22 protein-coding genes, 2 tRNA genes and 1 pseudogene are annotated in these 23,290 nt (G+C 65.8%); 18 read left to right on the forward strand and 7 right to left on the reverse strand.

All coding sequences use genetic code 11. The annotated features are described in order from the left end of the window. Nucleotides 1-127: 127 nt before the first annotated feature. Nucleotides 128-313 (reverse strand): annotated as a pseudogene (locus GAK28_RS10630) (hypothetical protein); the annotation flags it as partial. Nucleotides 314-1,472: 1,159 nt separating this feature from the next. On the opposite strand from GAK28_RS10630, the gene GAK28_RS10635 reads away from it, so the two are divergent. The 7 genes from GAK28_RS10635 to GAK28_RS10665 all read left to right on the forward strand — a co-directional run bounded on the left by GAK28_RS10635 (nt 1,473) and on the right by GAK28_RS10665 (nt 7,524). After that, the gene (locus GAK28_RS10635) at nt 1,473-1,985 is read left to right on the forward strand and encodes a CinA family protein (protein WP_291778369.1); all 513 of its coding nucleotides are present in this window, start codon (nt 1,473-1,475) and stop codon (nt 1,983-1,985) included. A 91-nt stretch (nt 1,986-2,076) separates the two neighbouring features. After that, nucleotides 2,077-3,123 (forward strand): recombinase RecA, encoded by a 1,047-nt coding sequence (recA, locus tag GAK28_RS10640; protein WP_291778372.1) that lies wholly within the window; start codon nt 2,077-2,079, stop codon nt 3,121-3,123. Further along, nucleotides 3,104-3,619 carry a regulatory protein RecX gene (locus tag GAK28_RS10645; RefSeq protein WP_291778375.1) on the forward strand — a complete coding sequence of 172 codons (516 nt, stop codon included), beginning with the start codon at nt 3,104-3,106 and terminating at the stop codon, nt 3,617-3,619. The genes recA and GAK28_RS10645 overlap by 20 nt, the downstream gene beginning before the upstream one ends. A 65-nt stretch (nt 3,620-3,684) precedes the next feature. Beyond that, nucleotides 3,685-6,318: an alanine--tRNA ligase gene (gene alaS, locus GAK28_RS10650; protein ID WP_291778377.1), complete on the forward strand. Its 2,634-nt coding sequence runs from the start codon at nt 3,685-3,687 to the stop codon at nt 6,316-6,318. A gap of 301 nt (nt 6,319-6,619) precedes the next feature. Next, on the forward strand, nt 6,620-6,817 hold the full coding sequence (gene csrA, locus GAK28_RS10655) for a carbon storage regulator CsrA (protein ID WP_166947260.1): 198 nt from the start codon (nt 6,620-6,622) through the stop codon (nt 6,815-6,817). 71 nt (nt 6,818-6,888) lie between these two features. Then, nucleotides 6,889-6,981: transfer RNA gene (locus GAK28_RS10660), tRNA-Ser, on the forward strand. A 138-nt stretch (nt 6,982-7,119) separates the two neighbouring features. Next, nucleotides 7,120-7,524, forward strand: coding sequence for a globin (locus GAK28_RS10665; RefSeq protein WP_291778384.1), 405 nt, complete (start codon nt 7,120-7,122; stop codon nt 7,522-7,524). 64 nt (nt 7,525-7,588) lie between these two features. Here GAK28_RS10665 and GAK28_RS10670 read toward each other — a convergent pair. Next, nucleotides 7,589-7,665, reverse strand: a tRNA-Pro gene (locus GAK28_RS10670). Between the two features lie 154 nt (nt 7,666-7,819). On the opposite strand from GAK28_RS10670, the gene hisS reads away from it, so the two are divergent. Continuing rightward, complete coding sequence (gene hisS, locus GAK28_RS10675; protein ID WP_291778387.1) at nt 7,820-9,202, forward strand: histidine--tRNA ligase; 1,383 nt, start codon at nt 7,820-7,822, stop codon at nt 9,200-9,202. Nucleotides 9,203-9,238: 36 nt separating this feature from the next. Next, nucleotides 9,239-11,128, forward strand: a complete 1,890-nt coding sequence (locus GAK28_RS10680; protein ID WP_291778389.1) for an aromatic amino acid lyase — start codon at nt 9,239-9,241, stop codon at nt 11,126-11,128. A 6-nt stretch (nt 11,129-11,134) separates the two neighbouring features. On the opposite strand, the gene GAK28_RS10685 is transcribed toward GAK28_RS10680, so the two are convergent. Beyond that, on the reverse strand, nt 11,135-11,827 hold the full coding sequence (locus GAK28_RS10685; RefSeq protein ID WP_291778392.1) for a response regulator: 693 nt from the start codon (nt 11,825-11,827) through the stop codon (nt 11,135-11,137). A gap of 149 nt (nt 11,828-11,976) precedes the next feature. On the opposite strand from GAK28_RS10685, the gene GAK28_RS10690 reads away from it, so the two are divergent. The 9 genes from GAK28_RS10690 to hisIE are packed head-to-tail and all read left to right on the forward strand — an operon-like array spanning nt 11,977 to nt 19,312. Then, the gene (locus GAK28_RS10690; RefSeq protein ID WP_291778395.1) at nt 11,977-12,294 is read left to right on the forward strand and encodes a YerC/YecD family TrpR-related protein; all 318 of its coding nucleotides are present in this window, start codon (nt 11,977-11,979) and stop codon (nt 12,292-12,294) included. Beyond that, complete coding sequence (gene hisG, locus GAK28_RS10695) at nt 12,291-13,184, forward strand: ATP phosphoribosyltransferase (RefSeq protein WP_291778397.1); 894 nt, start codon at nt 12,291-12,293, stop codon at nt 13,182-13,184. Before GAK28_RS10690 ends, hisG begins: the two co-directional genes overlap by 4 nt. Then, on the forward strand, nt 13,181-14,488 hold the full coding sequence (gene hisD / locus GAK28_RS10700) for a histidinol dehydrogenase (protein WP_291778399.1): 1,308 nt from the start codon (nt 13,181-13,183) through the stop codon (nt 14,486-14,488). Before hisG ends, hisD begins: the two co-directional genes overlap by 4 nt. Beyond that, complete coding sequence (hisC, locus tag GAK28_RS10705) at nt 14,485-15,549, forward strand: histidinol-phosphate transaminase (protein ID WP_291778402.1); 1,065 nt, start codon at nt 14,485-14,487, stop codon at nt 15,547-15,549. Before hisD ends, hisC begins: the two co-directional genes overlap by 4 nt. Further along, entirely contained in the window at nt 15,546-16,610 is a 1,065-nt protein-coding gene (hisB, locus tag GAK28_RS10710; protein ID WP_291778404.1) for a bifunctional histidinol-phosphatase/imidazoleglycerol-phosphate dehydratase HisB, read from the forward strand. Before hisC ends, hisB begins: the two co-directional genes overlap by 4 nt. Beyond that, nucleotides 16,610-17,200 (forward strand): imidazole glycerol phosphate synthase subunit HisH, encoded by a 591-nt coding sequence (gene hisH, locus GAK28_RS10715; protein ID WP_291778408.1) that lies wholly within the window; start codon nt 16,610-16,612, stop codon nt 17,198-17,200. The genes hisB and hisH overlap by 1 nt, the downstream gene beginning before the upstream one ends. Next, nucleotides 17,197-17,949, forward strand: coding sequence for a 1-(5-phosphoribosyl)-5-[(5-phosphoribosylamino)methylideneamino]imidazole-4-carboxamide isomerase (gene hisA / locus GAK28_RS10720; RefSeq protein WP_291778411.1), 753 nt, complete (start codon nt 17,197-17,199; stop codon nt 17,947-17,949). The genes hisH and hisA overlap by 4 nt, the downstream gene beginning before the upstream one ends. Further along, nucleotides 17,943-18,713 (forward strand): imidazole glycerol phosphate synthase subunit HisF, encoded by a 771-nt coding sequence (gene hisF, locus GAK28_RS10725; RefSeq protein WP_291778414.1) that lies wholly within the window; start codon nt 17,943-17,945, stop codon nt 18,711-18,713. The genes hisA and hisF overlap by 7 nt, the downstream gene beginning before the upstream one ends. Continuing rightward, complete coding sequence (gene hisIE / locus GAK28_RS10730; RefSeq protein WP_291778417.1) at nt 18,710-19,312, forward strand: bifunctional phosphoribosyl-AMP cyclohydrolase/phosphoribosyl-ATP diphosphatase HisIE; 603 nt, start codon at nt 18,710-18,712, stop codon at nt 19,310-19,312. Before hisF ends, hisIE begins: the two co-directional genes overlap by 4 nt. Before the next feature lie 54 nt (nt 19,313-19,366). Here the strand turns inward: hisIE and arsC are convergent, their stop codons facing one another. The 4 genes from arsC to GAK28_RS10750 all read right to left on the reverse strand — a co-directional run bounded on the left by arsC (nt 19,367) and on the right by GAK28_RS10750 (nt 22,924). Next, entirely contained in the window at nt 19,367-19,702 is a 336-nt protein-coding gene (arsC, locus tag GAK28_RS10735) for an arsenate reductase (glutaredoxin) (protein WP_291778419.1), read from the reverse strand. A 2-nt stretch (nt 19,703-19,704) separates the two neighbouring features. Further along, nucleotides 19,705-21,204: a pseudouridine synthase gene (locus GAK28_RS10740; RefSeq protein WP_291778422.1), complete on the reverse strand. Its 1,500-nt coding sequence runs from the start codon at nt 21,202-21,204 to the stop codon at nt 19,705-19,707. Continuing rightward, on the reverse strand, nt 21,201-22,031 hold the full coding sequence (scpB, locus tag GAK28_RS10745; RefSeq protein ID WP_291778425.1) for an SMC-Scp complex subunit ScpB: 831 nt from the start codon (nt 22,029-22,031) through the stop codon (nt 21,201-21,203). The genes GAK28_RS10740 and scpB overlap by 4 nt, the downstream gene beginning before the upstream one ends. An 89-nt stretch (nt 22,032-22,120) precedes the next feature. Beyond that, nucleotides 22,121-22,924 (reverse strand): ScpA family protein, encoded by an 804-nt coding sequence (locus tag GAK28_RS10750; protein WP_291778732.1) that lies wholly within the window; start codon nt 22,922-22,924, stop codon nt 22,121-22,123. Between the last annotated feature and the right edge of the window lie 366 nt (nt 22,925-23,290).

The raw sequence follows: 23,290 nt of genomic DNA on the forward strand, positions 1-23,290 counted from the left end.
TGCCTGCTGCCTGAACTCCAGGCTGAACTCCTGCCCCTTTCTGCCTGCCTTGCTCTTGGTCATCGTCCACCTCCTATTGCGATAGTTAATCGCTTATAGGGGTGTCCGTGAAACGGGGGCAAGATCACATGACCTTGAGCGTGCCGTCCATGGGGGCGGCGTAGTAGCTGTACGGGACGGCCAGCGGAATCTCCGTGGCCTTGTCGTCATACCGGTTCACCGGTTTCCACGAACCACCGAAATCCTTGGCAGGCGGCGTTCCGCAACCGACAAGAGCGAGGCATAGCACCAAGGCAGTGCCAATTTTGCGCAGGGCAGGAAGGTTTGTTTTCACTTTTGGCTCGTAATTCGCTGAAAGACAAGGTCTTTCTGATTACGGGTTGCGGCGTCGGTCCATCGACGGACACCGGTTTCCACCCGGTACGGCTCGACTGCTATCCGGCACGAAAACGTTCACGCACGCGAATGGGCGCGCAGCGAACGCTGTCGAAAACATAAAACGGGCACGCGCCTGCGGTCAGGCAGGGCGCGGCCCTTCGATGATGTTCACGGGCCACCATGACCCGTCCCATCCGCTTGCTATCCATACAACTTCCAACTCCTGGCGACCCTGGTCGCTCTTCTCCACTTGGTGTCATCGGAGGGGCCGCCGATCCGGGGAGCCGGCCTGTCGAGGACAGTGGCTCGTCGAAAAACCCGACGATCGGTGGCGCAATTCCCCCAGCGGACTCAATCCGCGCCAAAAAAATAACTCATCATTCATGATTTGGCTAGAGCGGAAATTTTCCATGTTCGTGATTGATTTCACAGAATAAAGACGTGAAACATGCCTCGTCATTTATATGACAGCAAACGCTTGCACATTGGACCACCTGTCGAAAGACGGAACTTTGACAGTCGCGTTTTCCCACGATGACAGTGCCGCGATAGACGACGGATAGGGCACGCGCTGCGATGAGCATTGCCTCGCCGACCGCGTATCCACCCGGTGTTCAGCAGCATCGCCATGGATGTTCAAATAGACGTCTAAACGCCTTTTTGCGCGGTGCCTGCGCAGCGTTGCCCAGTAGATCGATGCGTGGCGTCCCGCGTGTTCCATGATAGAAATCCCTCCTGTTCGAGGGGGATTTTTCGGGTGCCGAACATACGCTTGCGCATGGCTTTCGTAACGTGTCCAGGTAAGTCTGGCCGTCACGGCATGGTTGCGTTAGTCGGTGTCGCCCTTTGGCGGTCTGTGACCGTGTTCCCCCTGTTGCGTGAATGAAACAGGGCGGCGCGTGTAGGCCGCGTCACGACGATCGTCGGAGGATGTGGCCGGAACCGTCCCGGCGAGGATACCCCTGGAGATGGATAGGGCTGCTTGGCGCGGCGGCACTGGAATGGGCAGGGAGGGGCCGCATATCGGCTTGGCGCACCCCCTTGGAGGGGTGTAGAACGTGCCGATTCCGCTTTGCATTCGAAGGTGCCAATTCATGTCCGCTACGCTCGCCCCGTCCGATTCCGAGCTCATGAGCCTTGCCGAGGAGGTGGCTCGGGCTGCCCTGGAGCACCGGGTGATGGTCGCCACGGCGGAGTCCTGCACGGGCGGCTGGATCGCCAAGTCGCTGACTGACCTGGCGGGCAGCTCGGCCTGGTTCGAGGCCGGCGTCGTTACCTATAGCTATAGCGCCAAGGAATCGCTGCTCGGCGTGAATCCCCGAACCCTGGAGCGCACCGGCGCGGTAAGCGAGGAGACCGTGCTGGAGATGGTCTCGGGCGCGGTGGCCCGGTATGGCGCGGGTGTGGCCGTGGCGGTGACCGGCATTGCCGGGCCGTCGGGCGGCACGACGGACAAGCCCGTGGGTACGGTCTGGATCGGCTGGAAGCGCCGCGGGGGCTATGCCCACGCCACCCTTCACCATTTCGCGGGCGACCGCGAGGCGGTGCGGCGGCAGACCGTGGCCGCCGCGCTTGCTGGAATGGTCGAGGAACTGAAGAAGGCTTGACCGCTATGGCACACTTGGGGATTGCGGATCGCAGTCCCTGAGACCACGGTCGGGCAACATACCAACACTACTAGACGAGACCGGAACCACGATGGACGACAACAAGCGCAAGGCGCTGGCCAGTGCCCTTGGCCAGATCGAGAAGCAGTTCGGTAAGGGCGCCGTCATGCGCCTCGGCGACCGCGTGGACGACCAGATCGACACCGTCTCCACCGGCTCGCTCGGCCTCGATATCGCCCTTGGCATCGGCGGCCTGCCGCGCGGCCGTATCGTCGAGATCTACGGCCCGGAATCGTCCGGCAAGACCACGCTCACCCTGCAGGCCATCGCCTCCTGCCAGCGTTCGGGTGGCACGGCCGCGTTCGTCGACGCCGAGCACGCGCTGGATCCTTCGTACGCCGAAAAGCTGGGCGTGAACGTCGCCGACCTGCTGGTCAGCCAGCCGGACACCGGTGAGCAGGCCCTGGAAATCGCCGACATGCTCGTGCGCTCCGGCGCAGTCGACATGGTGGTGGTCGACTCGGTCGCCGCCCTGACGCCCAAGGCGGAAATCGAGGGTGAAATGGGCGACTCGCACGTAGGCCTGCATGCCCGCCTGATGAGCCAGGCCCTGCGCAAGCTCACGGCCAACATCAAGAAGTCGAACTGCCTGGTCATCTTCATCAACCAGATCCGCATGAAGATCGGCGTGATGTTCGGCAGCCCGGAAACCACCACCGGCGGCAACGCGCTGAAGTTCTACGCCTCGGTGCGCCTGGATATCCGCCGCATTGGCGCGGTGAAGAAGGGTGAAGAGGTCATCGGTTCCGAAACTCGCGTGAAGGTCGTCAAGAACAAGGTGGCGCCGCCGTTCCGCCAGACCGAGTTCGAGATCCTCTATGGCGAGGGCACCTCGCGCGAAGGCGAGATCATCGAACTGGGCGTGCGGGAGAACCTCATCGACAAGTCGGGCGCCTGGTACAGCTACAAGGGTGACCGCATCGGCCAGGGCAAGGAAAACGTTCGCCAGTTCCTTCGCGACAACCCGGCCATCGCCAACGAAGTCGATGCCGAGTTGCGCGCTCGCCTGCTCGTGAAGCCTGGTAACGGCAACAACGCCTCGAACGACACCGAGCAGGATGAGGCCGAGGAAGCCTGACCGTAACGGCGGGGCGGGCGATGCCGGCAAGGCCGATCGCCCCTCCCGCAGCGCCTACGACAAGGCGCTGGGCCTGTTGGCCCGCCGTGAACACTCCCGCCGCGAACTCCGGCAGAAGCTGGAGCGGGGCGGTTTTGCGCGTGACGAAAGCACTGACACCGTGGAGAAGCTCGAGGGTCAGGGCTACCAGGACGACAGTCGTTTCGCGGAGTCCCTGCTGAGGAGTCGGGTGGGGCAGGGCTACGGGCCGGCCCGCATCCGGGCCGAATTGCGCAGCCAGGGCATCGCCGACCGGGAGGTCCGCGAATTACTGGAAAACGCGGACGTGGATTGGCAGGAACTGGCTGCCGACCAGCTTCGCCGACGCTACGGCGCGGGCACCTCCGACCTGTCCGAGCGGGCCCGTCGGGCGCAATTCCTCTTGCGTCGAGGCTTCGCGGCCGCCACAGTACGTGTTCTTACCCACGCCGATGCGGAAGACCCCGACGACGACTGAAGGCAACGAGCCTTGATTCCGGCCGGAGCGTCTCCGTGACACGCAGCTGCCAGCCACGATCGCTCATGAAAACCGCCGACATTCGTTCGACCTTCCTCGAATTCTTCCGTTCCAAGGACCACACCATCGTGCCGTCGGCATCGCTGGTGCCATCGAACGACCCCACGCTGCTGTTCACGAACTCGGGCATGGTCCCGTTCAAGAACGTGTTCCTGGGCAGCGAAAAGCCAGGTTACGTCCGCGCCGCCGACGTGCAGCGCTGCCTGCGGGCGGGCGGCAAGCACAACGATCTCGACCAGGTGGGCTACACCGCCCGCCACCACACCTTCTTCGAGATGCTGGGCAACTGGTCGTTCGGCGACTACTTCAAGCGCGATGCCATCGCCTACGCCTGGGAACTGCTCACCAAGGTCTACAAGCTGCCCTCGGAGCGCCTCTGGGTCACCGTGTACCACACGGACGACGAGGCCTTCGACATCTGGAACAAGCAGGTCGGTGTCCCGGCCGAGCGCATCATCCGCATTGGCGATAACAAGGGCGCCCCGTTCGCCTCCGACAATTTCTGGCAGATGGCCGATACCGGTCCGTGCGGTCCCTGCACGGAAATCTTCTACGACCACGGCGCGGACGTGGCTGGCGGTCCCCCGGGCTCGCCGGACGAAGACGGCGATCGCTACATCGAGATCTGGAACCTCGTGTTCATGCAGTTCGATCGCGCGCCCGACGGCACGCTCTCGCCGCTGCCGGCGCCGTGCGTCGACACGGGCATGGGCCTGGAGCGCCTGGCCGCTGTGCTGCAGCACGTGCATTCCAACTACGAGATCGACCTGTTCGCGCACCTCATTGGCGAGGCCTCGCGCCTGACCGGCACGCCCGACCTGTCCAACAAGTCGCTGCGCGTCATTGCCGACCACATCCGTGCGACGTCCTTCCTCATCGTCGACGGCGTGCTGCCGTCCAATGAAGGGCGTGGCTATGTGCTCCGTCGCATCATCCGTCGCGCGCTGCGCCATGGCTGGATGCTCGGCGTGCGTGGCGATTTCTTCTGGAAAATGGTGGCGCCGCTTGTCGAGGAGATGGGCGAGGCCTATCCGGAACTGGTCGCCAAGCGTGCCCTCGTTGAGCAGGCGCTCAAGACGGAAGAAGAGCGTTTCGGCGAGACGCTGGAGCACGGTATGCGCCTGTTCGACGATATCGCCTCGAAGTCGGGGCAGGTCATTCCCGGTGCCGATGCGTTCCGTCTCTACGACACCTACGGCTTTCCCGTGGACCTCACTGCCGACATCGCCCACGAGCGTGGCATGACGGTCGACATGGCGGGCTTCGAGCAGTCGATGGGCGAGCAGCGTGCCCGTGCGCGCGCCGCCAGCAATTTTGCCACCAAGGCGCAGTTGCCCGCCGAGGTGGCGAGCGTGCTCGCACCCACCATTTTCACCGGTTACGACGCGCTGGACCTCGCCGATGCACGCGTTGTCGCGATCGTGCGCGAGGGCAAGGCGGTGGATAGCCTTGCCGATGGCGAGGAAGGTTTCCTTCTGCTTGATCGCACGCCGTTCTATGCGGAGTCGGGTGGACAGGTTGGCGATACGGGCATGCTCCGTAACCCGTCGGGCGCGCTGGCCGTGCAGGACACCCAGAAGGTCGGTGGCGTGTTCTTCGCGCACTTCGGTGCCTGGCAGGGTTCCGCCGCGCTGAAGAAGGGTGACATCGTCACCGCGTCGGTGGATGCCGCACAGCGCCAGTCCACTGTGCTGAACCATTCGGCGACGCACCTGCTTCATGCCGCGCTGCGTACGGTGCTCGGCGAGCATGTCGCCCAGAAGGGCTCGCTGGTGGCGCCTGAGCGCCTGCGTTTCGATTTTTCGCACTTCAAGGCCTTGTCGGCCGAAGAGCTCGCGCAGATCGAGCGCATGGTCAACGATGAGATCCGTCGTAACGATCAGGCGGAAATTCACAACATGGGCTACGACGACGCGATCGAATTCGGTGCGATTGCGCTGTTCGGCGAAAAGTACGGTTCGGAAGTGCGCGTGCTGAAGATGGGCGACTTCTCCACCGAATTGTGCGGCGGTACGCACGTGTCGCGCACGGGCGACATCGGCCTGTTCAAAATTGTTTCGGAGTCGGGCGTCGCTGCCGGCGTGCGCCGTATCGAAGCGGTCACTGGTGCGGGTGCGATGGCACGCGTGGCCGATGAAGAGCGCATCCTCAACGAAGTGTCCGGCTTGCTCGCGGCCACTGGCGACGAAGTGGTCGAGAAGCTTCGCCAGCTGTTCGATCGGCAGAAGAAGCTCGAGCGCGAGATCGAATCCTTCAAGGCCAAGGCGGCCAGTTCGGCGTCCGCCGATCTCGCGACTTCGGCCGTCGACGTGGCCGGTATCAAGGTGGTCGCCGCGCGCCTGGAAGGGCTCGACGCCAAGTCGTTGCGCGACAGCCTCGACGCGCTCAAGCAGCAGCTCGGCGATTGCGCCGTGATCCTCGCTGGCGCGGCCGATGGTCGTGTCTCGCTGGTGGCCGGTGTCGGTGGTTCGGCCTTGGGGCGGATCAAGGCTGGCGACCTGGTCGCCGAGGTGGCCTCCAAGATTGACGGCAAGGGCGGCGGCCGCCCGGACATGGCCCAGGGCGGCGGCTTGGACGCCCCGGCCCTCCCGGGCATCCTGGGCGCCATTCCGGCTTGGGTGGAGGGCAAGCTTCGCTGAATCGTGAACCCCGTCGGACGCTGGTTGTCCATGTGACGACCGGCACCGGTCATCACGGTCGCGTGCGTTGCGCCAGCCGCTTCGGCTCAGCTAGTATCAGCCGAATGTCGAGAGCATCCTTCGGCATCGATCCGGCAAAGGGTCGACAGGCAGGACAGCTGGTCAGCGACAAACACAACTTATAAGCCGGGGAAGGCGGTTCGGCCTTCGATGGTCGAAACGTCGATCCATCGGCGACAAGCACTCGGGGTGAGTTGTCGTTGGTGGGGAAGCCAATACCTGATTTTATGGAGTATCAATCATGCTGATTCTGACCCGCCGGGTCGGTGAAACCCTGATGATCGGCGACGAGGTGACCGTCACCGTCCTGGGTGTGAAGGGTAACCAGGTCCGCATCGGTATCAATGCGCCGAAGAATGTTGCGGTTCACCGCGAAGAGATTTACCAGCGCATCAAGAACGAAGGCGACACCGGGGACCATTCCGGTAACGACCAATAAGGCTTTACGAGCCGGGCAAGGCCAAGTATCCTTGCTGGCTCGTTGAGTCGGTTGGATCGGCGAAACAATCCGGAGAGTTGCCCGAGAGGCCGAAGGGGCTCCCCTGCTAAGGGAGTATAGGGTCAAAAGCCTTATCGAGGGTTCGAATCCCTCACTCTCCGCCAGTTCAAGCAAAGCGCCCCCTTGTGGGGCGTTTTGCTTTTCTGCGTTCGTGCTTTTGGCACGTGCATGGAAATTGATTTCGGTCAGGGGTGCCGCGCGTCAATCGTCCTAGTCTGGTCGTTTTCTGGCGGGCACCACCCATGTCGACGGGATACGACGATCTCCAGGCCAGCTATGGCCGCTGTCTTCGTTCGCGCGGTTTCATCGAGCGCTTCTACGAAATCCTCCTGGCGCGCGATCCGGCCATTCCGCCGCTCTTCGAGCGCACCGATTTCCAGAAGCAGCATATGGCCCTGCGTCGAGGCATCAGTCTGGCCATCTGCTGGGCAGCGGGCGATGGCATGGCGAAACGCCCGATGGAAGAGATGGTGCGCGTGCATGCGCGAACGGGCAGGGCACCGGTGTCGCCTGTGTTCCACCAGCATTGGCTGGAAAGCCTGATGCTCGCGGTGAGCGAACGCGACGAGCAACTGACGCCGCAGCTGGAGCGTCGCTGGCGCGAGGCGATGGGAGTCGTGGTGGAGGTTTTCGTCGCGGCCTACTGAGCGCGACGATGCCGGACGCACATACAAAAACACCGGCCAGTGGCCGGTGTTTTCGTTGATTCATTGGTCGGGGAGACAGGATTCGAACCTGCGACTTCTACGTCCCGAACGTAGCGCTCTACCAGGCTGAGCTACACCCCGACGGGAGCCGCGTATATTAGCCATGATGTGGGTGGTTGGCAACAGGTCTTCGCATCTTTTTTACGCGAGGCCGCCAGAGCGCCCGGACGCCATCTGTTACTCTAACGGGCTGCCGCCTGGCGGCTCCCGTACAGCCTGTCCGAAGAGGAATTGCATGGCACTCACCCCGGCCCGCACCATGCCTGGTGTCCTCGAGCTTCTTCCGCTCGACCAGATCGCCTTCCAGCGCATGCTGGACACGATCCGCCGCAACTACGAGCGATTCGGCTTCCTGCCGGTCGAGACGCCGGTGATCGAGCATAGCGACGTGTTGCTGACCAAGACGGGTGGCGAGACCGAACGCCAGGTCTACTTCGTGCAGTCCACCGGTTCGCTCAATGCGGAAACGAAGAACGGCGTGCCCGAACTGGCGCTGCGTTTCGACCTCACGGTGCCCCTGGCGCGTTACGTCGCCGAACACGAACACGATCTCAGTTTCCCGTTCCGTCGCTACCAGATGCAGCGCGTCTATCGTGGCGAGCGTGCGCAGCGCGGTCGTTTCCGCGAGTTCTATCAGTGCGACATCGACGTCATCGGCAAGGACTCGCTCTCGGTGCGTTACGACGCCGAAATCCCGGCGGTGATCTACAGCGTGTTCCGCGAGCTGGACATTGGTGCCTTCACCATCCAGCTCAACAACCGCAAGCTGATGCGTGGTTACTTCGAGAACCTCGGCGTGACCGATCCGGAGCGGCAGATGCTGGTGCTGCGCGAGGTCGACAAGCTCGACAAGCGCGGGGCCGACTACGTGCGTGACACGCTCACGGGCGAGGCCTTTGGTCTCTCGGCCGAGGCGGCGGCGAAAATCCTCGAGTTCGTGCAGGTGCGTTCCACCTCCGTCGACGACGCCTTCGCCAAGCTCGATGCGCTCGGCAGCGGTTCAGAGGTTTTCGAGCAGGGCAGGGCGGAGCTGAAGGAAGTGCTGGCGCTGATCCGTGATTTCGGCGTGCCGGAAACCCACTTCGCGCTCAACCTGTCCATCGCGCGCGGCCTCGACTACTACACGGGCACGGTTTACGAGACCACGCTCAACGATCATCCGAGCATCGGTTCCATCTGCTCCGGCGGTCGCTACGAAAATCTCGCCGGCCAGTACACCAAGTCGCACCTGCCGGGCGTGGGCATCTCCATCGGCCTCACCCGCCTGTATTGGCAGCTGCGCGACGCCGGTCTGATCTCCACGGCGCAGAGCACGGTCGAAGTACTGGTGACGCAGATGGATCCGGCCCTTCTGCCGACTTACCTAGCCGTCGCCAGCGACTTGCGCGGCGCCGGCATCGCCACCGAAGTGGTGATGGAAAGCGGCAAGCTGGGCAAGCAGTTCAAGTACGCCGACCGCGCCGGCATCCGTTTCGTCGTCGTCATTGGCGAGGACGAGGTTGCCAAGGGCGTGGTCACGGTCAAGGACCTGCGCCGCGAGGACCAGTTCGAGGTGTCGCGCGCCGATCTGGTGAAGACGCTCCGCGTCGAACTGGCCCAGGCCGAAGTCGGTCGCTGACTTTCCCTTTCGCCCCCATTCCCCACGGGATTCTCCATGACGAACAGCATCCTCCTCGACGGTCGTAGCCTCACGCGCGCCCAGGTTGTCGCCATCGCCCGCCAGGGCGCTTCGATCCGGCTCGACGACGCGCAGCTGATCAAGGTCAAGCGCGCGGCGGACTTCCTTGCCGAGAAGGTGGGTGGCGGCGAGCCGATCTACGGTGTGACCACGGGCTTCGGCAGCAATGCCGACAAGCTGCTCGGCGCGCATCGCGTGCGCGACGAGCTGCCGGGCGGCAACCCGGAGGCCACCGAGGGCACGCTGCTCGAAGAACTTCAGCGAAACCTCATCATCACCCACGCGGTCTGCGTGGGTAAGCCGTTCGGCGTGGACGTGGTCCGCGCGATGCTGGCGATCCGCGTCAACACGTTGATGCGCGGTCATTCGGGTATCCGCGTGGAAACCCTGCGGGCGCTGGCCGAACTGCTCAATCGCGATGTCATCCCCGTGATCCCCGAGAAGGGCTCGGTGGGCGCCAGTGGCGATCTCGCGCCGCTGTCCCATCTGGCCATCGTGCTGCTGGGTGGTGGCGAAGCCTTCTATCACGGCGAGCGCATGACCGGCGCCCAGGCGCTGGCCAAGGCCGGCCTTGAGCCCGTGCGCCTGTCGTTCAAGGAGGGTCTGGCCCTCAACAACGGCACCACCCAGATGCTCGCGACCGGTGTGCTGGCCCTGGACACCATGGGCATGCTGATTCGCACGGCCGATCTCGCGGCGGCGATGACCCTGGACGCGTTCGCCGGCCGTACCGGCGCCTACGCGGAAGAAGTGCACGGCCTGCGCCCGCATCCGGGTCAGGTCGAGGCCGCACGCAACATCCGCGGCCTGCTCGAGGGCTCCACGCTCGCCGATATCGCCTACCACCTGGTGCCGCGCTTCCGTTCCTGGCTGTCCGATTCGTGGTCGGAGCCGGCGGACCAGGCCCATCGTTTCGATATCGGCTGGGATTGGGTTCCGGCCACCCAGCGTCATGGCAAGGAAGCGTTCTATGCGCGCTTCCTGCCGTTCAAGGGCGGCAAGAAGCACCAGCCGCAGGACGCCTACTGCCTGCGCTGCGCCCCGCAGGTGCATGGCGCGGTGCGCGACGCCTGGGAACAAGCCTGCCGCGTGTACGACATCGAGCTGAATGCGGTCACCGACAACCCGCTGGTGTTCCCGGATGCCGAGAACGCCGAGGTGATCGAGGACCAGGTGATCTCGGCCGGCCACTTCCACGGCATGCCGCTCGCGCTCGCCATGAGCTACGTGAAGGCGGCGATCCCGGTGCTGGCGTCCATCTCGGAGCGTCGCACGGCCAAGCTGGTGGATCCGGCCAACAACGATGGCCTGCCGGCCTTCCTCATCGGCAATGAGGATGCGACCGACTCCGGCTTCATGATCGTCCAGTACACCGCCGCCGCGCTGGTGAACGACCTCGCCACCCGTGCGCATCCGGCCTCCGTGTACTCGGTGCCGACCAGCGCCAATGCCGAAGACCATGTGTCCATGGGTGCCAACGAGGCCCGCCATGTTCTCGAAATGACCGAGGACCTGGGTCACGTGCTGGCCATGGAGCTGTACACCGCGGCCCAGGCGTTGGAATACCGTCAGGACATGCTCAACGCCGCCCGCACGCTCGCCCATCGGGGCGACTGGCAGGCGCTGGCCGCGAAGATCTCCGGTGCGCCGCGCAGCGATTCGCCGCATTACGCCCGCTTCGAGGAAGAAGTGCGCGCCCTGATGCAGGCCCTTGCCAGTGCGGACGACTTCCATGCCGGTCACGCGGTGCGCAAGGCGCTGGTCGCGTTGCGAGAGCATGTGGCCTTCATGCAGCGCGATCGCGCGATGGATGGCGATGTTCGCCTCGTCTGCGAGCTGGTGGCCTCCGGAAAGCTGGTCGCCTGACGATCGTCAGGACGGCATGTACGCCCCGACGGTCGCCTCGACCAGGGGCGTCCGGATGCCGAGCCGGCCGGGTACGCCGGCCAGGAACTGGTAGAGCTGGGCATCGTTGGAGATGCCCAGCTTGCCCATGGCCGAGCGTTTCTGCCGGCTGATCGTCTTGAAGCTGCGGCCCATGGCGGCCGCGATATCCAATAGCGAAAAGCCCTGCGCGAACGCGCGAAGCACCTCCACTTCGCGTGGGGACAGCCGTGCCTCCAGGTCGTCGCGCTGGTCCGCGCAATCGGCCTCGTGGAACAGGCGGCGCACGGCGGGGCTGAGATAGGAGCGCCCCACGTCCGCGGCGTGCACCGCCACGGGGATGTCCCTCAGGTTGGTCCGCTTGTCGAAGATGGCCGCCACGCCCATGTCGAGCAGAGTGCGCAGGATGGCCGGATTGTTGAGCATGGTGAGTACCACGACGCCGACATCGGGCCGCAGGCTGCGGATGCGCCGGATCATGGGCATGCCATCGGGGTGGCTACCCTCGGGCATGGAGAAATCCGTCACGACGACGTCGCAGGGGGCGTCGGTCACCACCCGGAGAAGGGCGTCGGTGTCGTAGGCGCGAGCGGTCACGACGTAGCGGTGGGACGTGAGGATGGCCTCGACGCCGGCCACGACGACGGGGTGGTCGTCCGCGATGATCACGGTGCTGGACATGAAAAGGGGCTCCCTGAGCGATATTCCCGCCATGGTGGCGAGCCCCCGCCGCCTCGGATATGGAAGAAAAGCGCAATCGCATGTCGGTGCTTGCCACGGCTCGGTTGTCCGCGTTACGATGAGTTATCGTATTAACGCGTTAGTACATTATGAAGCGTCGATCCCTCGATCCCGAAACCCCGTCCGACTCGGCTGAAACCAGCCTCTGCGAGGCCTTGCTGGGCCTGTCCTCCGTGGAGGAGATGCGGGCGTTCCTCCACGACCTCTGCACCCCGGCCGAGATCGAGGTGATGGTCGATCGCTGGCGTGTCGTGCCTCACCTGCTGGAGGGGCGGTCCTACCGGGAGATCCACGAGCGGACGGCGGTGAGCATCACCACGATCGGCCGCGTGGCCCGTTACCTCAACCAGGGCAACGGCGGCTACATGGCCGCCGCCGCCCGCCGCAACCTTGGAGGCGACGCATGAAGCCGCGCGACCGTTTGCGTATCGCCATGCAGAAGTCGGGGCGGTTGACCGACCCCGCTCAGGAACTGCTCGCCCGCTGCGGGCTGAAATTCCGCCAGAGCCGCGACAAGCTGTTCTGCTTCGGTGAAGGCGAACCGGTGGACCTGCTCCTGGTCCGCGACGACGACATTCCCGGCCTGATCGCCGAGGGCGTGTGCGACATGGGCATCGTGGGCCGCAACGTGCTCCGCGAGTACCAGTACTCGCACCCGGAGGAGGGCGTGGCGCTCGACGAACTGCGCCCGCTCGGGTTCGGTCGCTGCCGGCTGTCCATCGCGCTGCCCCAGGACGAGGCCTACGACAGCCCGAGCCAGTTGAACGGCCAGCGCATCGCCACCTCCTATCCGGGCCTGCTCGGCGAATGGCTGCGTAGCAACGGGGTGGGCGCGAAGGTGGTTTATCTCGCCGGTTCGGTGGAAATCGCCCCGCGCCTGGGCACCGCCGATGCGATCTGCGATCTCGTCTCCAGCGGTGCCACGCTCGTGGCGAATCAGCTGCGCGAAACTGCCATTCTCGTGGAAAGCGAGGCCGTGCTGGCCGGTCGCAGCGAACTGCCGACGGATGAGCGCGGCGAAATCGCCGAGCTGCTGCTGCGCCGACTCGACGGCGTGATCCAGGTGCGTGACTCGCGCTTGATCCTCCTGCAGGCACCGCGCGATGCGCTAGCCGAGATCACCAGCCTGTTGCCGGGCCTGCCTGTGCCGACCCTGACAGCTGTGGATGGTGCCCCCGACCAGGTGGTGGTGCAGGCGCTGTGCGCCGGTTCGGTGAGCTGGCGGCAGCTCGAAGACATGAAACGTGCCGGTGCCCGCGACATGCTGGTGCTGCCGGTGGAGAAGATGCTGGCATGAAACGGATCGACTGGAACACGCTGGATTATGCCGGCCGCGAAGCGGCCCTGGCGCGACCGGCCCAATCGCGGGCGACCCAACTCCGCGAGGGTGTCGAGGCGATCGTCGCTGACGTTCGCGCGCGCGGCGACGCCGCCTTGCGTGAGTTCACCCAGCGCTATGACGGTACGTCGCTCGACGAACTCGCGGTGAGCGACGAAGAGTTCACCGCCGCGGAAGCGCGCCTCGCGCCGGAACTCAAGGCGGCCGTCCGCGAGGCGGCGGCGCGTATCGACACTTTCCACCGCGCGGCACAGCCGATGCCGGTGGCGGTCGACACCGCGCCCGGTGTGCGCGTAGAGCGCGTGTTGCGTCCCATCCGCCGCGTGGGTCTTTATGTGCCGGCGGGCGGTGCGCCGCTACCGTCCACGGCGATCATGCTCGGCGTACCGGCCGCCATCGCCGGATGCCGCGAGGTGGTGCTGTGCACGCCGGTGCAGGCGAACGGTCGCTGCGACGACGCCGTGCTATTTGCCGCCAAGGTCACGGGCGTGCATCGCGTCTTCAAGCTCGGTGGCGCGCAGGCGATCGCTGCGATGGCGTACGGCACCGACAGCGTTCCTCGTTGCGACAAGCTGTTCGGTCCCGGCAACGCCTGGGTCACCGAGGCGAAGTTGCAGGTGGCCGGCGACCCGGCGGGCGCCGCCATCGATATGCCGGCCGGGCCGTCCGAAGTGCTGGTGATCGCCGATGGCGCCGCCGACCCTCGCTTCGTCGCCGCCGACCTGCTCTCGCAGGCGGAACACGGCCCGGATTCGCAGGTGCTGCTGGTCAGTCCGTCCAGCGATCTGCTCGATCGTGTCGCCGACGAGGTGGAGCGGCAGCGTCGCGAACTGCCGCGTGCCGAGGTGGCCGCGAAGGCGCTCGGCGAAAGCCGGCTCGTGCAGGTACGCGATCTTGCCGAGGCGGTAGAAGTCAGCAACCGCTACGCGCCGGAACACCTGATCATCCAGACGGCCGATCCGCGTGCCTTGCTCGACGACGTCGAGTCGGCGGGCTCGGTCTTTCTCGGCGAATGGACGCCCGAGTCGGTGGGCGACTATTGCAGCGGCAGCAACCACGTGCTGCCCACCTATGGTTATGCGCGCAGCTACAGCGGCGTTTCCGTGGCCAGTTTCCAGAAGCAGGTCACCGTGCAGGAAGTGAGTGCCGAGGGGCTGCGCAACATCGGTCCCTGCGCCGCGACGCTGGCCGAGGCCGAGCAACTGGAGGCCCACCGTCGTGCCGTGACGCTGCGTCTCGCGGCGATGGATGCCGTCGCATGAGCGTCCTCGATCTCGCTCGTGAGGAAATCCGCGCCCTCGCACCGTATTCCAGCGCCCGCATGGAAGCATCCGGCGGCACGGTGCTGCTGAACGCCAACGAATCCTCCCGTCCGGCGGATATTCCGGGTGGTGAAGGCCTGAATCGCTATCCCGATCCGCAGCCGCGTGGCCTCGTCGAGGCCCTGGCCGAGCTATATGGCCGCGCTCCATCGGAACTGTTGGTCACGCGTGGCAGCGACGAAGCGATTGACCTGCTGGTCCGCGCCTTCTGCCGAGCCGGGCGTGATGCCGTACTGATCTCGCCACCGACCTTCGGCATGTACGCCATCTGCGCGCGCATCCAGGATGCCGCGGTGATCGAGTCGCCGCTCGGGGCCTCCGGCGGGCTGGATGTCGACCGCTTGCTGGCGGATGTTACGGAGCGTACCCGCCTGGTCTTCGTATGTTCGCCCAACAATCCAACCGGCAACCTCGTGGAGCTGGCGACGCTGCGTCGCCTCGCCACCGCATTGGCGGGGCGCGCGGTGCTGGTGGTCGATGAGGCCTATGCGGAATTCAGTGGTGCGCCGAGCGCGGCGAACCTGCTCGATGAATTCGACAACGTCGCCGTATTGCGCACGCTGTCCAAGGCCTGGGCGCTGGCCGGCGCGCGCGTCGGTACCGTCATGGCCAGGGAGGAAGTGATCGGGTTGTTGCGCCGGATCATCCCGCCATATCCCTTGCCTTCGCCCTGCGTGGAAGCGGCGCTTGCCGCGTTGTCCTACGAAGGGCGTCGCGTGCAGCGCCACCATGTCACGGAAACGCTCGCCGAGCGCACCCGCATGACCAAGGCCCTCGCGACCGTACCGGGTGTGAGCGAGGTACTTCCGTCGCATGCCAACTTCATCGCCGTGCGCTTCGACGATCCGGCGGGAACCTACCGCCACCTGCTGACCGCCGGCATCGTGGTGCGCGACATCACGCGTTATCCGGGCCTGGGCGACGCGTTGCGCATCACCGTCGGCACGGGCAATGAGAACGACCGCGTACTCGCGGTGCTTCGTGCGGGAGACGCCGCATGAGCCGCAAGATCCTATTCGTCGATCGCGACGGTTGCCTCATCGAGGAGCCGGCCGACCAGCAGATCGACAGCTACGAAAAACTCGCCCTGATGCCAGGCGTCGTCGCTGCCTTGCAGCGTTGCGTCGCGGCAGGCTACGAACTGGTGATGGTGACCAACCAGGACGGCCTGGGCACGTCGTCGTTCCCGCAGGATACCTTCGACGGCCCGCATGACCTCATGCTGCGCATCCTGTCATCCCAGGGCATCGTCTTCCGCGAACAGCTGATCGACCGCAGTTTTCCGCACGAGAACCGCGACACCCGCAAGCCGGGCACCGGCCTGGCGCGCCACTGGCTTGCCGACGACGGCTGGAGCCGTGCGCAGTCGGCGATGGTGGGCGATCGCGAGACCGACCTGCAATTCGCCGCGAACATGGGCGTGCGTGGTTTCCGCGTCGGACCCGAGGGCATGGATTGGGCGACGGTGGCGCACGAACTACTCGACGCGCCGCGCGTGGCCGAGGTGATCCGGCGGACCAAGGAAACCTCCATCCGCGTCTCGGTGAACCTCGATCGTGTGGCCGAGCCGTCCATCCACACGGGCCTCGGCTTCTTCGACCACATGCTCGAACAGATTGGCAAGCACGGCGGCTTCGCGCTGACCCTGCGCTGCGATGGCGACACGCAGGTGGACGAGCACCACACCATCGAGGACTCGGCGCTGGCGCTCGGCCAGGCTCTGCGCCAGGCGCTGGGCGATAAGCGAGGCATTGGTCGCTACGGGTTCGCGCTGCCGATGGACGAGAGCGCCGCACGCGCCGAACTGGACCTGTCGGGACGGCCTTACTTCGTCTTCTCCGGCACGTTCCCGCGCGACCGCGTGGGTGACGTGCCCACCGAACTGGTGCCGCATTTCTTCCGTTCCCTCTGCGAAACGTTGGGCGCGAACCTGCACCTGACGGTGGAGGGTGAGAACGCCCACCACATGGTGGAAGGCTGCTTCAAGGTCGTCGCCCGTACCTTGCGCCAGGCGATCCGTCGCGAAGGTGCCGAGCTGCCGAGCACGAAGGGGAGCCTGTGATGCGGGTGGTCCTCGTCGACGCCGGCGGCACCAATATCGGCTCGGTACGTTACGCGTTGCAGCGGCTCGGCACCGACGCGGAGCTGACCTCGGATGCCGCGCGCATCCGCGCCGCGACGCACGTGATTTTGCCCGGTGTCGGCGCTGCCGCGCCGGGCATGCGTCGACTGCGCGAGGCGGGTCTCGTGGACGTGCTGCGCGGCCTTACCCAGCCGGTGCTCGGCGTGTGCCTCGGCATGCAGTTGCTATGCGAGCGTTCGGAAGAGGGCGATACCGAATGCCTCGGTGTCGTTCCCGCGACGGTCCGTCGTTTCGACGACATGCCGGGCCTTCGCGTGCCGCACATGGGCTGGAACGGTCTAAGCCGCGAACGGGAGCACCCGCTCACGACAGGATTGGACGAGGGCGACACCGCGTACTTCGTCCACAGCTACATGGTGCCCAGCGGCGACTACACGCTGGCGTCCAGCGACCACGGTGTACTGTTCTCCGCGATGGTCGCCTCCGGCAATTTCATGGGCATGCAGTTCCACCCTGAGCGTTCGGCCGGCGTGGGTGCCCGACTCCTGCGGAATTTCCTTTCTTTATGACTCTCCCGATTCCTGCCATCGATCTGCGCGACGGCAAGGTGGTGCGCCTGTACAAGGGTGACTACGCGCAGCAGACCACGTTCGACGTGGATCCCCTGGTGCTCGCCGGCCGCTACGCGGACGCAGGCGCCTCGTGGCTGCACGTCGTGGACCTTGACGGCGCGCGCTCCGGACACTTCGAGAACCTGCCTACATTGACAGCCATCGCCGCTGCGGGGCGCCTGCACGTGCAGGCAGGCGGTGGCGTGCGCGACGAGGATGGCGTGAAGCGCCTGCTCGACGCGGGCGTCTCCCGCGTGGTCGTGGGCAGCATCGCCATCCGCGAACCCGAGACCGTCGCCGGCTGGCTGGCGACGCATGGCGCCGAGCGGATCGTCCTCGCGCTGGACACCCGCTTCCGCGATGGCGAATGGAAACTGCCGAGCGCCGGCTGGACGGCCGACGAGGCGCGCACGCTGGACGACCTGGTGCCGTTCTACGCCCGGGCCGGTGCGAAGCACCTGCTATGCACCGATATCGACCGCGACGGCACGATGACGGGGCCGAACCGGGCGCTCTATCGTCACCTCGCCGGGCTCGCGCCCACTTTGGAGGTGCAGGCGTCGGGCGGCGTGCGTTCGCTCGACGACGTGGTGGCGCTGACCCTGCAAGGTGTGTCCGGCGTGATTCTGGGTCGTGCCTTGCTGCAAGGCGAATTCACTCTCGAAGAAGCGTTCGACGTGGCCGCGAAGGCGGGTGCCACATGCTGAACCGGCGCATCGTGCCTTGCCTGGACGTTCGCGACGGGCAAGTGGTGAAAGGCGTGCGTTTCCGCGATCACGTGGTGGTCGGTGGCATCGTCGAGCTGGCGCTTCGCTACCGCGACGAAGGCGCCGACGAACTCGTGTTCTATGACATCACGGCCAGCCCAGAAGGGCGTCGCGTGGATCGTGACTGGGTGGAGCGCGTCGCCCGCGAGATCGATATCCCGTTCTGTGTTGCGGGTGGCATACGCAGCGTGGGAGACGCGCGCGAGGTGCTTCATGCCGGCGCCGACAAGGTCTCCATCAATTCGCCCGCATTGGAGCGACCCGCACTGGTCGGCGAGATCGCCGATGCCTTCGGCGTGCAGTGCGTGGTGGTGGGCATCGACAGCTTGCGCGACGACGATGGCGAATGGCGCGTGCGCCAGTACACCGGCGATCCGTCGAAGACGAAGGCGCTGCGCAAGCGCACGCTCGATTGGATCGACGAGGTGCAGGCCTTGGGCGCGGGCGAGATCGTGCTCAACTGCATGGGTACCGATGGCGTGCGTCGCGGCTACGACATCGAACAGCTTCGCGAAGCACGCCAGCGCTGCCGGGTGCCGCTGGTCGCTTCGGGCGGCGCGGGCACTTCGCACCATTTCTTCGAGGTTTTCCGCGAAGCCGATGTCGATGCGGCCCTCGCGGCCAGTGTGTTCCATTCCGGCGAGATCGCCATTCCCGTCCTGAAGCGCGAACTGCGCGCGCGGGGCATCGAGGTGCGTGCATGAACGACAAGCTTCCCGATTTCGCCAAGGGCGATGGCCTGCTGCCGGCGATCGTGCAGCATGCGCTTACGGGCGAAGTGCTGATGCTGGGCTATATGGACGAGGCAGCGCTGGCGAAGACCCGTGACAGCGGCTTGGTCACTTTCTTCAGCCGCAGCAAGCAGCGGCTGTGGACGAAGGGCGAGACCTCCGGCGACGTGCTAAAGCTGGTCGAGCTGACGATCGATTGCGACGCGGACACCTTCCTGGTCAAGGCGCTTCCGGCCGGCCCGACGTGTCACACCGGCACGACGAGTTGCTTCGGTAACGACGTGGCTCCCGCGCTGGGTTTCCTGGCAGAGCTCGACGCGCTGGTGGCGTCACGCCATGCGGATCGACCGGAGGGAAGCTACACCACGAAACTGTTTGACGGCGGTATTCGTCGCATCGCGCAGAAGGTGGGCGAGGAGGGCGTCGAGACCGCGCTGGCCGCAGTGGCCGAGGACGACGAGGCCCTGCTTGGCGAGGCGGCTGACCTGGTGTTCCACCTGATGGTGGTGTTGCGAGCGCGTGGGCTTGGGTTCGAGCGGGTGGTGCAGAAGCTCGCCTCGCGTCATCGCTGATCTGTAGGAGCGCGCTTGCGCGCGATCGCGCGCAAGCGCGCTCCTACAACAGATTTAGATAATCGCCAGTACCGCTTCGGGCGGACGACCGATCGCCACCTTCTTCCCGTGGATTACCACGGGACGCTCGATGAGCTTCGGCGTGGCGACCATCGCCTCGATCAGTTGCTGGCGCGACGCATCCGCAGGGACATCGGCGTACTCCGCCTCGCCTTTGCGCATCAGGTCGCGGGGTTCGATGCCGAGCCCCTTGAGCACGGCATCGATCTGCGCCGCCGAAGGCGGCGTCTTCAGGTATTCCACGATCGTTGGCTCGAGACCCTTCTCTTGAAGAAGGGCCAGGGTCTCCCGCGACTTGGAACAGCGCGGGTTATGCCAGATCGTGAGCATGCTCAGAAGTTGCCGCCACGATTGCCACCGCCACCGCCACCGGGACGACCGCCACGGTTACCGCCGCCACCCGGGCGACCGCCGCGATTGCCACCGCCGGACGGGCCACGGCTGTTGCCGCCGCCGGGACCCCGGGAGTTACCACCACCGGGACCGCGGCTATTACCGCCACCAGGACCACGAGCGTTACCACCCGACGCACGGTTGCCGCCGGAGCGGCCCGGGCCACCCTGGCCCATGCCGCCGCCTTGGGCGCGGTTGCCACCACCGCCCTGGCCGCCACGGGGGCCGCGATTGCCGCCACCCGGGTTACCCGCCACGTTGCCATTGGCATTGCCGCCACCAGTGCGGCTGTCGCCGGCAAACCAGGTGCGCAGGGCCGGCAGTTCCTGACCGGGAGCCACGCGGCGCGACGACTTGCGCTGACCACCGGCCGGACGCTCCGGACGAGCGACGTTGCCGTTCACTTCGCGACGGCGACCGCCCGCGTTGCCGCCGGCACCGCCACGTCCACCCTTGCCACCGCGCGGATTGTCGTCGCGGATGCGGTCGAAGGCGGTGAGTTCGCGGGCCTCGTCATGCTTGGCCGAGCTCCAGCCACCGGTGCTGCCACCCTTGTCCGGGCGGTATTCGGTGACGTTGCGCGGTGCGCGGCGCTGGTGCACCACGGCGTTGAGGGTCAGCACCGGATCGGGGGCGCCCAGGCCGGAACGCTCACGCAGTTCCTTGATGGCGGCCTCGTCCAGCGACTCGCAGTCGCCGCGACGCAGGGCGCGGGGCAGCTCGACGCTGCCGTAGCGGATGCGCTTCAGGCGGCTGACGAGGAAGCCCTGGGAATCCCACAGGCAACGGACTTCGCGGTTGCGGCCCTCGCGGATGGTGACGCGGAACCAGCTGTGGCTACCGCCGCGGCTGATGACGCCGATCTCGTCGAAGCGTGCCGGGCCGTCTTCCAGTTCCACGCCGGCCTTGAGGCGCTCGATGATCTCGTCGGGCACTTCGCCATGGACGCGGCAGAGGTACTCGCGCTCGAGACCGCTCTTCGGGTGCATCAGCGCGTTGGCGAGCTCGCCGTCGGTGGTGAGCAGGAGCAGGCCGGTGGTGTTGATGTCGAGGCGACCCACGGCGACCCAGCGCGCACCCTTCAGGCGCGGCAGCTGTTCGAACACGGTGGGACGGCCTTCGGTGTCGTCGCGGGTGGTCACCACGCCTTCGGGCTTGTGGTAGACCAGCACTTCGGCGTCGCTGCGGGTATCGGTGGCGACGATGAACTGCTTGCCGTCGAGCGCGACGCGGTCGCCCGCGTGGACGCTCTCGCCGATGGTGGCGACGTTGCCGTTGACCTCGACCTCGCCGGCCTGGATGCGCTGTTCGAGCATCCGGCGCGAGCCGAGACCGGCGTTGGCGAGCACCTTGTGCAGGCGCTCTTCGAGCTGGGTGGTTTCTTCAGGGCGGCTGCCGCCGCGCTTGAGGGTAAGCAGGGATCGCTGGGGCGCATTCATGCGCGTGACTCCTCGATGTCTTTCTCGGCGCCGTCGTCGTCTTGGTCGTCGGCGCTTGCGGGGTTCTCTGCCTCGTCGGCAGTGGGGGATGCCGCGGCGACGTCGTCGCCGGCAGGCTGTTCGTTCGTGGCTTCGGCCTCGGCGTCATCGACGCGGTCGGCTTCACCGGAGTGTGGGACCGGGGCCTGGTCGGCCTCGGCAGGGGATGGGGCTGTGTCGCCTTCGGCCTCGTCGGGCATCGCCACGCGGGCCGGGGGCGGTTCCGCGTCGCCATCGAGGCGCATCTGCGGATTGAACTCCTCGAGGTCGCGAATCTCGGACAGCGGTGGCAGCGCGTCCAGCGACTTGAGGTTGAAGTAGTCGAGGAAGGTGCGGGTAGTGCCGAACAGGGCAGGGCGGCCCGGGACGTCACGGTAGCCGACCACGCGGATCCACTCGCGTTCTTCCATGGTCTTGATGATGTTCGAGGAGACGACCACGCCGCGGATCTGTTCGATCTCGGGGCGGGTGATCGGCTGCCGGTAGGCGATCAGTGCGAGCGTTTCGAGCAGGGCGCGCGAGTAGCGGCTCGGCTTCTCGGCCCACATCCGGGAGACCCAGCCATGGACCTCGCGACGTACCTGGTAGCGCCAGCCGGAGGCGACCTCCAGCAGTTCGACGCCGCGTCCTTCGCAATCCGACGCCAGCGCCTGGAGCGTCGCCGTGAGTTCGTCGGTGCCGATCTCCTCATCCTCGCCGAAGATCGCCTTCAGCTGCGGAATCGTCATCGGCTGGGTCGACGCCAGCAGCGCCGCTTCCACGATGGGTTTGAGTTGTTCCGGTTGCATAGGCCTTCGGTGTACCGCGCCGTGGCGCGGGTGGGGTTTCGCGAACGCGCCGTGGAGCGGCGGATTCGAAGTCTGGCCCGTGGGGGCCTTCAGGTGAGCGCTTCGGCGTGCTCGTCCTCCGTCTGCACCTTCGTCCTCAGGTAGATCGGCCCCAGGGCTTCTTCCTGGACGATCTCGACGAGCATTTCCTTCGCAAGCTCAAGCATGGCGAGGAAGGTCACCACCACGCCGAGCCGGCCTTCGCTGATGTCGAACAGCGTTTCGAACCGGTGGAACGCGCCGCCTCCCAGCGAGCCGAGCACTTCGCCCATGCGCTGGCGGACGCTGAGCGGTTCGCGCTGGATTGCATGGTGCGTGAACAGTTCGGCGCGATTGAGCACGTCCTTGAGCGCGAGCAGCAACTCCCTGAGTTCCAGCGGGGGCGGGACCCGAACCACGGTGTGTTCGCCGACGAAGGCGTGCACCACGGTGGTATCGCGTTCCAAGCGCGGCAGTTCGTCGATGTCCTGCGCGGCCCTCTTGAAACGTTCGTACTCCTGCAGGCGTCGCACCAGCTCGGCGCGGGGATCCTCCTCGACGCCTTCTTCCGCGGGTGGTCGCGGCAGCAGCAACCTGGATTTGATCTCCGCGAGGATCGCGGCCATCAGCAGGTATTCCGCCGCGAGCTCCAGTCGCATCACCTCGCGCATCATCCCGATGTAGTCCATGTACTGCCGGGTGATCTCGGCGACCGGGATATCGAGGATGTCGAGGTTCTGCCGGCGGATCAGGTAAAGCAGCAGGTCGAGCGGACCTTCGAACGACTCCAGGATGACTTCCAGCGCGTCCGGCGGGATGTACAGGTCCTGCGGCATCTGCAGCACCGGTTGCCCGCGCACGAGCGCCAGGGGCATTTCCTGTTGCTGCGGAACGCCGGCGAAGGCGTCACGGGTTGTTTCGACCACCTGGACTTCGGTTGTCTCGTTAGTCATCGGCACACGTCAGAAGGGCCGCATGAGCGACCGGGAACGCAAGCAACCATCGATGCCGTCCGGCGGATTACCGCCAGTCGTCCGGCACGCCCCGCATCGTCGCCGACGAGCGAAAGGCATCACCGTTGGACACCCTGGAAAGGGTCACTACCTCTGAAGGAACGTCGGGGGTGGACTACGGCCGGCGGCATCCTGACAGCCGACGAGGGCGAGACGCCCGCAATAAATACACCCGATGGAGAGACAGGGTATCGCCTGCGGGCGGCCAAGTCCAGCGGGGGCACCGCC

It is taken from the genome of Luteibacter sp. (genome assembly GCF_009912395.1).
Classification (GTDB): Bacteria; Pseudomonadota; Gammaproteobacteria; order Xanthomonadales; family Rhodanobacteraceae; genus Luteibacter.

Coding starts and splice junctions, on each gene's coding strand:
- hisF (WP_291778414.1), top strand. CDS start 17,943: ATGCTGAACCGGCGCATCGTGCCTTGCCTGGACGTTCGCGACGGGCAA.
- GAK28_RS10645 (WP_291778375.1), top strand. CDS start 3,104: ATGAGGCCGAGGAAGCCTGACCGTAACGGCGGGGCGGGCGATGCCGGC.
- hisA (WP_291778411.1), top strand. CDS start 17,197: ATGACTCTCCCGATTCCTGCCATCGATCTGCGCGACGGCAAGGTGGTG.
- GAK28_RS10680 (WP_291778389.1), top strand. CDS start 9,239: ATGACGAACAGCATCCTCCTCGACGGTCGTAGCCTCACGCGCGCCCAG.
- scpB (WP_291778425.1), bottom strand. CDS start 22,031: ATGCAACCGGAACAACTCAAACCCATCGTGGAAGCGGCGCTGCTGGCG.
- hisIE (WP_291778417.1), top strand. CDS start 18,710: ATGAACGACAAGCTTCCCGATTTCGCCAAGGGCGATGGCCTGCTGCCG.
- GAK28_RS10685 (WP_291778392.1), bottom strand. CDS start 11,827: ATGTCCAGCACCGTGATCATCGCGGACGACCACCCCGTCGTCGTGGCC.
- GAK28_RS10635 (WP_291778369.1), top strand. CDS start 1,473: ATGTCCGCTACGCTCGCCCCGTCCGATTCCGAGCTCATGAGCCTTGCC.
- GAK28_RS10750 (WP_291778732.1), bottom strand. CDS start 22,924: ATGCCCCTGGCGCTCGTGCGCGGGCAACCGGTGCTGCAGATGCCGCAG.
- arsC (WP_291778419.1), bottom strand. CDS start 19,702: ATGCTCACGATCTGGCATAACCCGCGCTGTTCCAAGTCGCGGGAGACC.
- hisG (WP_291778397.1), top strand. CDS start 12,291: ATGAAGCCGCGCGACCGTTTGCGTATCGCCATGCAGAAGTCGGGGCGG.
- csrA (WP_166947260.1), top strand. CDS start 6,620: ATGCTGATTCTGACCCGCCGGGTCGGTGAAACCCTGATGATCGGCGAC.
- alaS (WP_291778377.1), top strand. CDS start 3,685: ATGAAAACCGCCGACATTCGTTCGACCTTCCTCGAATTCTTCCGTTCC.
- hisB (WP_291778404.1), top strand. CDS start 15,546: ATGAGCCGCAAGATCCTATTCGTCGATCGCGACGGTTGCCTCATCGAG.
- recA (WP_291778372.1), top strand. CDS start 2,077: ATGGACGACAACAAGCGCAAGGCGCTGGCCAGTGCCCTTGGCCAGATC.
- GAK28_RS10665 (WP_291778384.1), top strand. CDS start 7,120: ATGTCGACGGGATACGACGATCTCCAGGCCAGCTATGGCCGCTGTCTT.
- hisC (WP_291778402.1), top strand. CDS start 14,485: ATGAGCGTCCTCGATCTCGCTCGTGAGGAAATCCGCGCCCTCGCACCG.
- hisD (WP_291778399.1), top strand. CDS start 13,181: ATGAAACGGATCGACTGGAACACGCTGGATTATGCCGGCCGCGAAGCG.
- hisH (WP_291778408.1), top strand. CDS start 16,610: ATGCGGGTGGTCCTCGTCGACGCCGGCGGCACCAATATCGGCTCGGTA.
- GAK28_RS10740 (WP_291778422.1), bottom strand. CDS start 21,204: ATGAATGCGCCCCAGCGATCCCTGCTTACCCTCAAGCGCGGCGGCAGC.
- hisS (WP_291778387.1), top strand. CDS start 7,820: ATGGCACTCACCCCGGCCCGCACCATGCCTGGTGTCCTCGAGCTTCTT.
- GAK28_RS10690 (WP_291778395.1), top strand. CDS start 11,977: ATGAAGCGTCGATCCCTCGATCCCGAAACCCCGTCCGACTCGGCTGAA.